Genomic DNA, 13355 nt, shown 5'->3' with positions numbered 1-13355 from the left:
TGGTCAGTACCGGCGTAGCTTGACGGACCGTTGAGTCGAAACAGGAGGCTGTCAATGACTGGTTACCATGCCGCGACAGAAGCGCCGGCGCCATCCCTCGTTTTCCTGCGCAGGCATCAGGTCGCCGATTTGATCGTCAGCCTGGCTTTTAACGAGTGCGCGCAACGCCGCATGCCGGAAATGAAAGGCCTGTTGATGGATGCACTGCATGAGTTGCCACCGGATTGCTTTATCGCAGATGACTGGTCAGACATTCTGGTTCAGGTCATCCAGGCCTTGCTGGCAGAAGAACCTACACTGAATGCGCTATTGATGCCGACGGCACTAAAGGCGGCAATATCTCAGTTGAATCAGCGACTGTGTAAGGCCCACCCGGGTTACTGAACCGGAAATGCGTCCAGTTCATTCAATGTCCAGCCCTGCTCCACCGGATCCCATACCAGTTCAGCTGACCCCGGTATGGGCGTTTCTGTACTCGCTTTTATACGGTTAAGGCGTGCGTCGTTATCAAATACCGGAGCCCATACCCACTCGGCGAGGTTATCCACTTGCCAGGTAAAACTGATCCGCGCCTCAGTATCGCCACCAGGTTGCGGGTCGAGCGTTATCTCCCCCAGGCGAAGTAGCTCGGACTCGCCATATCGAATAGTCGGCTGCAACACCCCGGCTACGGGTAAATATTGCACGCCTGCCGTATTGCGCGTTACCCACCCCTGAGAGGTTAATTCACGTTGTTCAGCGACAACGGCTTCACGCTGCAACAAGCCCTCGGCAACCAGAACATCCAGCTGCTGTCGCAACGCTTGTGGGTCGGTATCGAGAATCACATACGGCAAATCGGGCAAACTGACGGTCAGTGCCTGCCGGTTCAGAACGGGCTGAATCAATTCGGATGCGAGCAGTCGCAATTGTTGACTGGCGTGGCCGACGGTACCGTAGCCGTGGCCAATAACGGGCATCACACCCAGTGCCAGCAAAAAGGCAATGCCCGCTAATTTGCTCAGTTTGACCATGTATCCACCCTGTTATGACACAACCGGCAATGGTGCGCCCCGGGAAATATGTCGGTTGGTAGTTAAAAAGCTTAAGTTTAGAACGCATTATTTCTATATAAAGCCAGCGAAACCTGATGCAGTCACTATACTTCTAATAATGTTGGTAGCAGCAGTATGGTGACTACTCCTATGTGGGCCCAGCCCCATGTTTATACGGACATCTTCCCCGGTGTCCGTTTTTTTACGTCTACCTTCTGCGACCAACCTAGTCATCTCCGCGCCCTTTGCCAATCAAACCGACCGTCAATGAGCCTGTCCCTGGCTATCACTAGTTTGCTAAACTCTGCGTTTTTAAGGACCGATCACTTATGCACCCAAGCTGGCAACTGCTTGAACGTCACCAGACTCACTTCTCAGCGCTCAACATTCTCTGGCTGGATGCGCCTGAGGGCAACGGACTGATCAAAACGACCGATCAGGCTGTTTGTCTGGACCGCAGTGTGTTCAACACACCCGGGCTGAATGCCTTGGCGGCCGACGATGACTGGCCGGCACAAACAAATGGCATTGTTCTGTTCTATCCCAAAGCCAAAGAACGCCTGGCCTGGTGGCTGCACCGGATCGTCAGTTTCGTGCAGCAGCATCCTCATTGTCAGGTCTGGGTGGTCGGTGAGAACAAGGGTGGCATAAAAAGCCTACCCAAGCGCGTACTCGACTGGGCGGAAACCGAAAAATGGGACAGCGCCCGGCATTGCGTGCTGCACCAATTGCACATCGCACCCGAGGCCACCTTGCCAGAAGCGCCTAACTGGACTGAATTTGACTATCAGGGCCAGCTGTTGCAAGCCGCTCCCGGGGTATTCAGCCAAAACCGCCTCGACAAAGGCACCGACTTATTGCTGAGTGTTCTGCCCGTCATGAAGGGCCATTGCCTGGATTTTGGCTGTGGCAGCGGTGTCATTGCCCAGGCATTGCTGGGACGCTCTGAGCATGTCACCGTCACAGCCCTGGATATCGACTGGCTGGCGGTTCGTTCCACCGAGCAAAATCTGGCCAGGGTGGCGGCCGACGATCGCTACCGGGTGGTTTGGTCGGATGGGCTGGCACAACTGGATCGCACCCGTTTCAACGCCATCATCACCAACCCACCCTTCCATACCGGCATTCGCACGCACTACGAAGCCAGTGAAGCGTTATTCAGGGCCAGTGCAGACTGGCTGGTATCCGGTGGTACCCTCTGGTGGGTTGCCAACGAGTTTCTGGATTACCAGTCATGCCTGCCAGCGACGGTTGGAATGGTTGAAGAGATGGCCCACGGGCGCGGGTTCAAGGTGTACCGGGCGAAACGCAAGTAGCCTGGCGCCGGGGTCAGTGCTTGAACACCTCCCCCACAAACAAATAGCCTTTGCTACGCACTGTTTTGATGCGACGGGGGTGTTCCGGATCATCCCCGACTTTTGGGCGAATGCGCGATACGCGTACGTCTACCGATCGATCCTGCCCGTCGTATTCAATGCCACGCAAGCGGTTGAATATTTCTTCACGCGTTAGAATCTGCCCCGCGTGGCTGGAAAGCAGCCACAGCAAGTCGAACTCGGCACTGGTCAGGTCGATGGTGGAGCTACCCAGCCAGGCTTCACGCATGGTGTTGTCGATGATCAGGTCGCCGAACTGAAGTCGCTCGGTCTTGGCGGGTATCTCGGTTGCACGGGCACGATCCGAGCGCCGCATCAGGGCCTGGCAACGCGCCAGAATAAGCCGATGTGAGGCCGACTTTAACAGATAATCATCGGCACCCAGGTCAAGCCCCAGTACCTGATCGAGTTCATCCGCCGTGTCGTTTAACAGGATAATGCCGCCTTTGAACTCCTTTCGGCTCAGCTTGCACACAGTGAGGCCGCTATCCCCATGCAAATCGACTTCGATCAGCACCACACTGGGCTGCTCGTCCCGTATACGGCGCAAGGCGACGGATGAATCGGATTCCACATCAACATCGTATTCATTGCTCGCAAGGTAATCCCTCAGCTTGCGCGCATAGTCGAGATTGTCGTCAACAATTAACAAACGCTGTTTTTGCATGATTTTAGCCCGGTATCCCACAGCACTGACTCCGTCAGGCTGATATTAGGTGCCAGCCTCGTCCGGTGCCATCAACTGCCTCCGGCGAGGACTCGGCCTGTCACACCCCCTACTTTAGACTCTATTTCCAGTTTTGCAGCAAATAAAATGGTCATCACTGGTTTGGCAAGCCGTTCTCAGCGCGTCCCGAATATCTTGTCACCCGCGTCGCCCAAGCCAGGAATAATATAGCCCTGATCGTTCAGGCGGTCATCTACCGAGGCCACATAGAGATCGATATCCGGATGAACCTTCAACACGGCCTCGATGCCTTCCGGGGCGGCGACCAGGAACAGGCCCATAATCCGCTTGCACCCTTTGGCTTTCAACAATTCAATCGTGGCAATCAGAGTGCCCCCGGTTGCCAGCATGGGGTCAACAATCAATGCGGTCCGGTCTTCGACATCTTCGATGACCTTATCGAAATACGGCACCGGTTCCAGCGTTTCTTCATCCCGGTACAGCCCGACAACACTGACTTTGGCATTGGGAATTAGCTGCATTACGCCATCGAGCATGCCAAGCCCGGCCCGCAAAATGGGCACCACGGTAATCTTCTTGCCCTTAATCCGCTGCACCTTCAAGGGCGCCCCGGTCCAGCTTTCGATTTCGACGGTTTCGGTTTCAAGCTCCCGCCCCGCTTCATAGGTCAGCAAATTGCCAACCTCACCGGCCAGCTCCCGAAAATGCTTGGTACTGATGCCCGCTTCGCGCATCAAACCCAGCTTATGCTGGATCAGTGGGTGTGTAATCTCATGTATTGCCATTACTATTTCCTTAGCCGCCTATTGCCGCAACCCGTTAAATCGCTGAACTGTATAGTAGTCAAACTTCGGAGTTCGCGGTTGGCAATGTTGCCAGTCGCCCGCACCGGCTACCAGGTAGGTATACCCGGTGCCTGACACGGACTCCTGGCACCGAAGAACAGTTGACCTCCGAAAATTGCCTTGTTTATTCGATGTCTGCCATAAAATCCAGTTCGGCCTGTTGCCGGATCACCTTGCGGTGGTTGGCCCAGAGTGTCCGGATTTTATCCTGATTGCATTTTTGCCGGTCAACCAGCACCCGGGTGTTCAATTGCCCTACCCGGTTGCCCTGGGCCAGCGGCACCTTGGAGAATACAAACTGATTGGAAATCATGTCCATAAAGGGGCCCGATTTACTGGTCGGCATGATGAACAATAATTGCAATCCGAGTGACTCTGTCAGGTAGCGGATGACCTCTTTGGAGCGGGTTTCATCCATTTTGGAGAAGGCTTCATCCACCAGTACCATGCGCAGGTGCGAATCACCTTCGTTAAAGCGGAAGGCCGAGGTTATGGCGGCCGAACGTATAATATAGGCCGGGGTTTCCAGCTGACCGCCCGAGCCGGTGCCATACTGGCTCAGTGCGATCGGTTGTTTGCCTTCTGGCTGCTTGTATATTTCGTAATTGCGGTAATTGCGGTAATCGGATATCCGCTCCAGCTCGCGCAGGGCCCGTTGCTCATCGTCATCGAGCAACATCTCCATCAACTGGTCGCGGACCTGGGCTGAACGAGTGCTCAATTCGGTATCGAACAGGGTTTGTCCTTCACCCAGCGACGGGCTTTTGATTACTTCGTCGAAAAAGTGCCAGTACTCCCGGTACTCCGGCACCCAGTCCCAATCGAACCAGTAACGTTCGCGGTCGGCGCCAAACCGGTGGTGTTCAAGCTCGGCGTTCAGATCTTCAAGTACCCGCTTACCATCATTGATCGATTGATAAATGGCGTGGCACAAGTTGGTGACAAAGGCATTGTTGAAGCTGTCTTTGAGCGCACCCAGGTTGTCGACTTTTTCGACCAGAATGTTGTTCTTCAGGCGGTTGTGTACCTGATCGACCTGACGGCGCAGCGACACGATTCCCTTGAAGAATTCGGCGCTGTGCAGTTCGCTGTAGTTCAAGTCCAGTGCGATGGCATCCTGTGGCTGACAATCCTGGTTGTGATCCTTAAGCAACTGTTCCAATTCGTGTGCGCGGGCATTGAGCTCACTTTCCAGCGATTTGCGCAGGTTTTCCTGGGTATCGGCATCGGCAGTCTCGGCCGCTGCATCGGCTTCTTCGAGCCGTGCTTCGACATCGAATTCAGGCCACACGCTGACCAGATCGCGCAGATAATTTTCCTTGCGCTCGCTGTGCAATTCCGTGGTTTCCTGCTGATCACTGAGGGCCTTGCACTGGCGCGACAGGGTCTCGATGCGCTCGCCCAAACTGCCCTTGCGTTCGATCAATTCGCGAATGCGCGCATCCAGTGCTTTCAGCTGTTCACTGACTTCCCGGTATTCGTCTTCCAGACCCTGGGCGTCGCTCAGATCCAGTGAGGCCAGCGCCTGCTCGGCCATGCGCAAGGCGCGCTGGGCTTCGAGCATGTCACGCATTAAATCGGCATGGTTCAGATGCGCCAGTTGGTTCACCGCCTGGTAGAGCGCGCTGACTTCCTGCACCTGGGTTTGCCAGTCGTTGGCCTGCTGAGCCAGGGTCATCAGTTCGTCTTTCTTGGCGGCCATGGCGCGCTGGCGCGCACCCTGCCCGAACACCAGGTCCGAGACCGGCATATCACAGCGGTACATCGCGTAGGCGCCGCTGCCGAGGCCCTGATGAGTCACCCCGCGACGGGTCTTTTTCAACGCCTCGGCGTCTTCGCATTGCTCAACCAGGCCATAGCTTGCGGTTAAGTAGGCGCGCGCTACGGAATGATCGAATTCCATCAGGTGCACCACCGAATTGGCGGGCAAGGTGACCCGTTCGGCATCCTGACGGGCCTTGCTGCCCTGAATGACCCGGGCGCGGTTGTCTTTGGGCAGGTTGCGCACAATTCGAATGGCGTCCGCCTCGTATTTGGCTTCAACCAGAATCGCGAAGCGGGCACCGCCAATATAACCTTCCAGTGCCGACTGCCATTTCGGGTCGCGAATCTCTACGTGGTCGCACAGCACTCGCGGGTCGGCCTGGGGCAGTTCCCGGCGAATCGCTTCCAGCGCGGTGCGCACGTGGTAGGGGTAGTTCAGTTGCTGGCCTTCGAGACTGTCGATGTCCTGCTGTTTGCGGCTGATCGACTGGCGGATCTGGGCGAGCTTCTGTTCCCGCCGGTCCTGCACACGTTGCAGTTGATCCCGCAGGCTGACACCCGTACTCGACCAGCCATCGCTGAACCAGGCTTCACGCCACTGGTTCATCAGGCTTTGCTGGGCAATGACATCGTCCAGATGCTGCTCCAGCGGCGACAAGTCAATCCAGTCGCGGTTCATCAGACTGCGAAAGTCGACGGGGCTGTCCGACTGTTGCATCACCGACTTGCTCAGTTGCCCGAGTTGTTTGCCAGCCAGCTCTGGAAGCTCGGTCGCCAGGCTGGTTTTCAACAGGCTTTGCTGTATCTGGGCGCTGGCTTTCAGGCTCCGTTGCAGAGCGTCGTCTTGCTTCAACAAGGGGGTTGCCAGTTGCGTCAGGGTTTTCTTGCACTGCTCGGCCTGGGTTTCAAACTTGTCTTTGTCCTGCAGCGCGCCCACGCCCCGACGCTGCGCTTCGAGCGACACCAGCTGCTCGTGTGACTGGTCCCGGCGCTGCTCGGCGACATCCAGATCAGACTGCACGGTATCGCGTTGCTGCAACAGGTTTTGTTGCTCCTGCTTGGCGGTCAGGTAACGTTTCTGGTCGTTCACAAAGCGGGATTTAGCGGCGATGTAATCGGCCAGGTTGTAGTCGAGCCACTGGTCGATGTAGCGGTCACTGTGGGCCCGCGACGTAGTCAGCCGATCGATGGTATTTTTCAGTCGGTTGGCTTCGGCTTCCATGCCGCTGATGGTTTTCATCAGGTCGGACACAGTGCGAATGGCTTCACCCAGATCCTTTTGCTCAAGAATTTCCTGGGCTACAAAGGCGTTGATGCCTTTCACAGGTTTGTAGGCCATAAACCGGGAGAAAGCGCGTGCGGCGTTCATCGCTTCGCGTTCACTGACGGCATCGTTACGGCCGCGAATGGCGGCGTAAAAACGGCGCAGATATTGTTTTTTGGTGTCGTACTTTTCTATCGATACGGTCTGGGCTTTTAAGCGACCAACCAGGGCATCCAGCTTTACCACGCTGCGGCCCGTATCGCCTTCGATCACGAAATCTGACTGGCTCAGTTGCTCGCCCGGAGCAATCATATAGCTGATGTCGCCCAGCCGGGCGATCGGCTGACTGCCGGCTTTGTCGAGAAAGGCACTGGCACCAATGATGGCGGTAAAAGGCTCGGCCGGCTCACCCTCTGTGGGGTGAAACACGGCGGCCAGGTAGCCGACGGCACCATCCGGACGCGCGTAGGAGCCGTCATCACAACCCAGCACATAAGAGGCCAGTGTGCGTACCTGTTTGCCGCGGCCGCGTTGCGTCGCCTCGTCTTGCCCCGGGTTAAAATGAAACAGTGTATCGTGCGCGGCGGTCATGATGGTTTGCAACGCATCGGCGGCGGTGGTTTTGCCGGAACCGTTACCTCCGCTGAGCAGGTTGATTGGCCCGAAATCGAATTCCAGCAGCGGAATATTGCCCCAGTTTACGTAGATGAATTTTTTTAAAAACATGGTCAGTCCTGTGCAAAAACAGAGGCAGTGGGGTCAGTCACGGTAATGCGATCCGGATGTTGATCGTTTTCATCTCCGTCGCTTTTTTCCGGGTTATTGTCGGCCGCCGCCGATGGTTCGGCTGTGTCGGGCAATTCGGTTCCTTCGAGCAAAGCGCCGAGCACGTCATCGGAGACGTAGCTCATGATCATGGGGCGAATGCGCACCCAGAAATCGCCGCTGTCTAAGGCGTCGTCCTGGCTCAGTTGAATCAATCGTAACTGGCGCAGACGCTTGAACAGGTGTTTGCGCTCGGTGACGTTGTCGGGCAGTGAACGCTTCAGCAGATTGCGCAAGGAGATGGTGATGTTTTCCAGCGAGGCCAACACGCAGCCATTGTCGTCGACCTGGCCTTCACGCAGGGCCCTGTCGTAGAGGCTGCGCAATACCAGCACCAGCGCCACTTCCTGTTGATTGAGGCGCACCCGAAACCCCTGGTTAAAGGGCCCTTCGCCGCTGTCGTCCAATCCAGGCACTTCGGCGCCGGGTGGGAACAGACGCACGAAGTTGAAGCGGCGATCGTGCTGAATTTGGATCCCGATCAGTTCCAGATAATCCTGCACCTGCCCTTCCAGACGCAAATAGCGATCGTACAGCTGCTGTTCAATCTGGCTTTCATCCCGGCAAATCACCCCATAATCGAGCAACCGAATCAGCAGCTCGCTGTATTCCTGACGACTGAAACCAGCGGTTTCGAGCCGGTGATCGAGATCATCAAACATGGTCTGACTCCTGTTCGGGAACATCGCTCGCGCGCTGGGATTCGAGCCGGATGCTGAAGTTATCCTGGGATTCAAAGTATTCCGAGGCGACCGAATCACCGGTCCACTCGACGATAAAGCGATAATCGGACGCCAGTGAGCTCGCCGCGCCAACTTCAATGGCGTGCGCCAGGGCCAGCAAGTCGTCGGCGGTCTCGACCGGCAGATCGGCGGTGGAGACGGTTTCGCCCCGGCTGAGTTGGTTGATCAGATAGTTACGAACCCGGTTGTCGTTGATCAGGAAGGCCTGGTCCAGCACCTGCTGCACGTAGAGCTCCTTGCGCGCTTCTGTGTCGAAGTCGTCCTGGTTGTCTTCGGTCACGTCCATGGCGAAGTGACGACGGGTTCGGGCAGCGTGCATGCGCACACTCACCGGATCAATAAAGCCAACCCGGGTGACCGACATAGCGGCACCTGCGCGAGCCAGGCCGGCATCCCGGTCGGCGGCATCCAGCTGGCTCAGGCGCTGGCATACCTTGACCACATCGTTATGTTGCTGGCTGGCCAGGTAGCTGATCTGGCGAATGATGATGTCGGCCCGTTTGGTGAACCCCTGCAGAGCGCGGCGCAGGGCCGGCACCATGATGTCGCTGGCGGCTTTGAGCCGGCTTTCGATGTTGTCGAGTACAGACCAGAGCAGGCTCTGCCCTTCCTGAATCTGGTCAGGTAGCAATTCGCGCAAACGGCGCTCGGCCCGGGCCTTGAAGCTGCGGTCCTGGGCACGGATCTGGCGAATGCAGGTGGCGATATCGTCGCGGTATTTTTCGACGTTATCGGCGCTCAGCCGTATCGACAGGTCCGGCTGAAAGCGCTTTTCCATGAAGTCGAAGAAGTCCTGACTGACACGCTGAATCATGACCTGGCTTTCCATTTCCCGCACCAGAGCGCGCTTTCGCTCGTCAAGTTCGGCAATAATATCGGTAAAATCGCTGATAATCCGTTCTGAGTACTCCCAGGCGTCGAGCACGTCATACACTTCACCGCGCTCCAGAAACGCCTGCAAGGCGTTGCGGACGTTACGAGTATTGCGGTGACGGGTGCGAATCTGGTCCAGATCCCCGGCGACAAACGGTTCGGTAAACTGGCGACCGCGCCGGCTGAAGTTGAAGGTGCTTTGCAGGGTGGCTTCATCGACTTGTTTTTCCAGCCAGCCATGCTCGACCAGGGTGTTCAGCGACCAGACGGCCTGATCCCGACTGGTGCGAAACCGCCCTTCCCGGTCACCATCGTCGGTGGCCATCTCCGGCGCCCGCACCAGTGCTCCCTGAAAGGTGTCGACCACATCATCCCGCGACAGGGCATGGCCATAGTCGGCACTGGAGCTGCTGTAGAGTCGCCGGTACAGCTCGGTCAGACATTCAACCAGCTGAGCCCGGTATTTACCGGTCATCGGTCGGAAAAACTGATTGCGTTCATTCTCGAAAAACATAAGAAAATCAATGCGTTGAAGGTGGCCTCACCGGGGCAGTGAGGATACCTTAAATCGGGCGGTTTCGACAGTCACAAACAGGCTCTCGCAACAGTTGGATCGGCCACTGGTTGAAGCCGCTTTTTCTGACACTATTATCACCCGACTGGTTAAGTTTACTCAGAGCCCGTGGTCCGTCCCAGCCACCGGGTATGTCTGTCCGGGGTCGGCGTAAATCCATCAATGGCGGTCCGACGTCTCGGGCCTAGACCGCAACATCCATGTTGCGGACTACCCCGGACAAACATACCCGGCAGCCGGTACTCGCTACGCAGCTCACTTTAAGTTCGGAATATAAAGTCCATACAACCTGAAAGTTGCGTATTGTTTGCTAACTTTCACGCTAATACCCGCTAATCAACTAAAGGACTCCCAACCATGAGCACCCTAAACCTCCCTAAAACCGGCGCCCCCGCCCCGGAATTCACGACCGTTAACCAGAACGAAGAAACGGTGTCACTCAAAGATTTTCGCGGCAAGAAGGTGATTCTGTATTTTTACCCCAAAGCGATGACTCCCGGCTGCACCACCCAGGCATGCGGCCTGCGCGACAGCAAGGCGGAGCTGGAAAAGCACAATGCCGTCGCTCTTGGCATCAGCCCGGATGCGCCCAAGCGACTGGTCAAATTCATCGAAAAGGAATCCCTGAATTTCGATCTGCTCAGCGATGAAGACCACAGCATTGCCGACAAATTCGGTGTCTGGGGTCTGAAAAAGTTCATGGGCCGGGAGTTCGATGGCATACACCGCATCACCTTTATCATTGATGAAGAGGGCAAACTGGCCCACGTGATGGAGAAGGTTAAGACCAAGAGCCATCACGATGATGTACTGGCTGTTCTCGACAGCCTTTGAATCTGACACATCGATAGCGCACTTCAATCATCCAAGGCCAGCAGACTGTCGTATACTGGCAGTCTGTATTTACTAGAGCGGTTACATGACTGACACCCTGCCCAAGCTATACCAAACCCTGATCAACGATCTCGGGGAAGACCCGTCCCGCGATGGCCTGCTCGACACGCCAGAACGGGCGGCAAAAGCCATTCGTTTTCTGACGGCGGGTTACTCTCTGGATCTCGACACTGTTACCAATGGCGCGGTTTTCACCGCGGATACCGATGAAATGGTCCTGGTGCAGGATATCGAGTTCTATTCGCTGTGCGAGCACCATATGCTACCTTTTTTTGGCAAGGCGCACATTGCCTACATTCCGCAGGGCAAGGTGCTGGGATTAAGCAAGTTTGCGCGCATTACCGACATGTTTGCGCGCCGATTGCAGATTCAGGAGCAACTGACCAAGCAGATCGCCAATGCCGTGCTGGACGTAACCGGCGCGGCCGGTGTGGGTGTGGTTCTGGAGGCGCAGCATCTGTGCATGATGATGCGCGGCGTCGAGAAACAGCAGTCGAAAACCACCACGTCGGTGATGCTGGGCAGCTTTCGCAACTCGCAAAACACACGCAATGAATTCCTTACCTTGCTGGGACGTCGATAATGATTCACGAAAACACCGAAGCCTGTATCCGCATCAAGGATCTGCGCCTGCGCACTTATGTGGGCATTAAAGAAGAAGAAATCAAAAACAAACAGGACATCCTGCTCAACATCACCATTCGCTTCGACGCCAGCGATGCCATTCATTCCACCGAGATTGAAGACACGCTCAACTACCGCGTGATTACCAAGCAAATCATTGCCTTTGTTGAAGACAACCAATTCCTGTTGCTCGAACGCATGACTCACGAAGTCCTGGCACTGATCATGGAGCACAAGGAAGTCCACTTCGCTGAGGTGGAGATCGACAAGCCTCACGCCTTGCGGTTTGCCGAGTCGGTTTCAATCTCACTTTCCGCCACCCGCCAGGCACAGTAGCCGCCAGGGGGCTGCACTGCATTTGCAAGCCTCTCTGATCAATGGTTTGATAGCGCGTTTTTTTGAGGCAGCACCCCTCACTATCCACTGATCAGAGGCTTGGCAAGCATGGCGCATTACCTAATCATCAATACCGGTGGCACCATCGGCATGGCAGAGACTCCCTCAGGCCTGGCGCCTCAGGCGGGGTTATTGAAATCCACACTGCTCAGTGATGATCGTCTGGCTGCCTGGCAAGAGCACAGTCTGAGCTGGCAGGAATGGCAACCGCTGATCGACTCATCGGACATCCGTCCAGGCCACTGGTATGAGCTGCGCGATCAGATCATCAGTGCAGACTGTGACGGCGTGCTGATTATTCACGGTACCGATACCCTGGCCTACAGTGCCGCCGCGCTGAGTTTTCTGCTGGCCGGATCGGGTAAAACGGTGGTCATCACCGGTGCCATGCGCCCCCTGATACAAGCAAACAGCGATGGTTTTGACAACCTGACCCTGGCGCTCGATGTTCTGACCCGGCAACAGCCCGAAGTCTTTGTCGCATTCAACGGCCGCTGCCTGCCCGCCAGCCGGGTGAGCAAAGTTGATACCGCCGCAGACAGCGCCTTTATGACGCCCAACTGGTCCGACAGTCTCTGGTCTCAACCACCCGGCACCAACAGTTTGGATCTTAACCGGCCCTGGCGTCCCTCGGCGCTGGGCGTTCAAACCCTATTTCCGGGTATGCCGATGGATGGCCTGATGAGCATGGTCGACCGGAACTACCGCGCCCTGGTGCTGAATACTTACGGCAGCGGCAATGTGATGACCGATTCGGCGCTTGAGCGCATTCTGGAAAAAGCCAGCGATCAGTCCATACCCGTGTTCGTGCGCAGCCAGTGTCTGTTCGGAGAGGTGCACCTGGGCCAGTATGCTGCCAGCAGCCTGCTCAGCAAGGTGGGGGCGGTCGCCTGCGGCAGCATGCCGCTGGAAGCGGTACTGGCCAAGTTGCAGATTCTCTGCTCCCAGTACAACAGCGCCAGCGACGTGGTCGAAGGATTTACTCAGCCCTGGGCGCGAGAGTGGCAGTCTCTGTAAGGTGATCCAAGGCCAGGGGGTGACCGCCCTCGGCAGCCAGTCGCAAGTAATGCTCTGCCCGGCTGGCGTCGGCGGCGAAGCCAGGCACATTGCCATCGCGATAACACTGGTGCATTTGCCAGGCGGCTTTGGGCCGGTCAACACTGGCAACGCGGCTTAAATACCGTGCCCCGCTAGCCCTGTGGCCAATATCCGACCCCCGGTGCAGCAGCAGAAAGCCATAAAGCTCCTGGGCGTCGGCCAGGTCCCGGTCGGCGTAATGGCGGAAACCGCGCATCAGCCGGTCGTGAACCCAGCGGTATCGGGTTAACCAGCTCTGATGAAAAACCTGTTTCAAGCACCAGAAACCCAGCTGATCACGTCGTATGTTCATTGTTTTCCCTCTTGAATCTACCCAATTAGATGGGGTCGCGCGCGGCGGGTTCAATTGGCCGGCTG

General features: G+C 56.5%; 13 protein-coding genes. 6 read left to right on the top strand and 7 right to left on the bottom strand.

Features of this window, described 5'->3' with window-relative positions; all coding sequences use genetic code 11:
* The first annotated feature begins 54 nt into the window (after positions 1–54).
* Entirely contained in the window at positions 55–384 is a 330-nt protein-coding gene (locus tag ABJT94_RS09250) for a hypothetical protein (RefSeq protein ID WP_348475607.1), read from the top strand.
* Here ABJT94_RS09250 and ABJT94_RS09245 read toward each other — a convergent pair.
* Entirely contained in the window at positions 378–1013 is a 636-nt protein-coding gene (locus ABJT94_RS09245) for a hypothetical protein (protein WP_348475608.1), read from the bottom strand. The two genes, ABJT94_RS09250 and ABJT94_RS09245, sit on opposite strands and share 7 nt — an antisense overlap.
* A gap of 350 nt (positions 1014–1363) precedes the next feature.
* Between ABJT94_RS09245 and ABJT94_RS09240 the strand changes: the two genes are divergently transcribed.
* Positions 1364–2350, top strand: coding sequence for a class I SAM-dependent methyltransferase (locus tag ABJT94_RS09240; RefSeq protein WP_348475609.1), 987 nt, complete (start codon positions 1364–1366; stop codon positions 2348–2350).
* 13 nt (positions 2351–2363) lie between these two features.
* On the opposite strand, the gene ABJT94_RS09235 is transcribed toward ABJT94_RS09240, so the two are convergent.
* The 5 genes from ABJT94_RS09235 to ABJT94_RS09215 all read right to left on the bottom strand — a co-directional run bounded on the left by ABJT94_RS09235 (position 2364) and on the right by ABJT94_RS09215 (position 9926).
* On the bottom strand, positions 2364–3077 hold the full coding sequence (locus tag ABJT94_RS09235) for a winged helix-turn-helix domain-containing protein (RefSeq protein WP_348475610.1): 714 nt from the start codon (positions 3075–3077) through the stop codon (positions 2364–2366).
* A 176-nt stretch (positions 3078–3253) separates the two neighbouring features.
* Complete coding sequence (gene upp, locus ABJT94_RS09230) at positions 3254–3883, bottom strand: uracil phosphoribosyltransferase (RefSeq protein WP_348475611.1); 630 nt, start codon at positions 3881–3883, stop codon at positions 3254–3256.
* Positions 3884–4067: 184 nt separating this feature from the next.
* Positions 4068–7697 (bottom strand): SbcC/MukB-like Walker B domain-containing protein, encoded by a 3630-nt coding sequence (locus ABJT94_RS09225; RefSeq protein WP_348475612.1) that lies wholly within the window; start codon positions 7695–7697, stop codon positions 4068–4070.
* A gap of 2 nt (positions 7698–7699) precedes the next feature.
* Entirely contained in the window at positions 7700–8458 is a 759-nt protein-coding gene (locus tag ABJT94_RS09220) for a DUF4194 domain-containing protein (RefSeq protein ID WP_348475613.1), read from the bottom strand.
* Positions 8451–9926 (bottom strand): Wadjet anti-phage system protein JetA family protein, encoded by a 1476-nt coding sequence (locus ABJT94_RS09215; protein ID WP_348475614.1) that lies wholly within the window; start codon positions 9924–9926, stop codon positions 8451–8453. The genes ABJT94_RS09220 and ABJT94_RS09215 overlap by 8 nt, the downstream gene beginning before the upstream one ends.
* 417 nt (positions 9927–10343) lie before the next feature.
* Between ABJT94_RS09215 and bcp the strand changes: the two genes are divergently transcribed.
* The 4 genes from bcp to ABJT94_RS09195 all read left to right on the top strand — a co-directional run bounded on the left by bcp (position 10344) and on the right by ABJT94_RS09195 (position 12917).
* Positions 10344–10820, top strand: a complete 477-nt coding sequence (gene bcp / locus ABJT94_RS09210) for a thioredoxin-dependent thiol peroxidase (RefSeq protein ID WP_348475615.1) — start codon at positions 10344–10346, stop codon at positions 10818–10820.
* Between the two features lie 85 nt (positions 10821–10905).
* Positions 10906–11463: a GTP cyclohydrolase I FolE gene (gene folE / locus ABJT94_RS09205; RefSeq protein WP_348475616.1), complete on the top strand. Its 558-nt coding sequence runs from the start codon at positions 10906–10908 to the stop codon at positions 11461–11463.
* Positions 11463–11840, top strand: a complete 378-nt coding sequence (gene folX / locus ABJT94_RS09200) for a dihydroneopterin triphosphate 2'-epimerase (protein WP_348475617.1) — start codon at positions 11463–11465, stop codon at positions 11838–11840. Before folE ends, folX begins: the two co-directional genes overlap by 1 nt.
* A gap of 108 nt (positions 11841–11948) precedes the next feature.
* A complete protein-coding gene (locus ABJT94_RS09195) occupies positions 11949–12917 on the top strand; it encodes an asparaginase (protein WP_348475618.1) in 969 nt (322 codons plus the stop codon).
* On the opposite strand, the gene ABJT94_RS09190 is transcribed toward ABJT94_RS09195, so the two are convergent.
* Positions 12880–13290, bottom strand: coding sequence for a hypothetical protein (locus tag ABJT94_RS09190; protein ID WP_348475619.1), 411 nt, complete (start codon positions 13288–13290; stop codon positions 12880–12882). The genes ABJT94_RS09195 and ABJT94_RS09190 overlap by 38 nt on opposite strands.
* Positions 13291–13355 lie beyond the last annotated feature (65 nt).

Source organism: Saccharospirillum sp. (genome assembly GCF_039982735.1).
Taxonomy (GTDB): domain Bacteria; phylum Pseudomonadota; class Gammaproteobacteria; order Pseudomonadales; family Natronospirillaceae; genus Saccharospirillum.
Note: the sequence above shows the minus strand (reverse complement) of the source record. Positions and strands in the feature narration are given on the sequence as shown.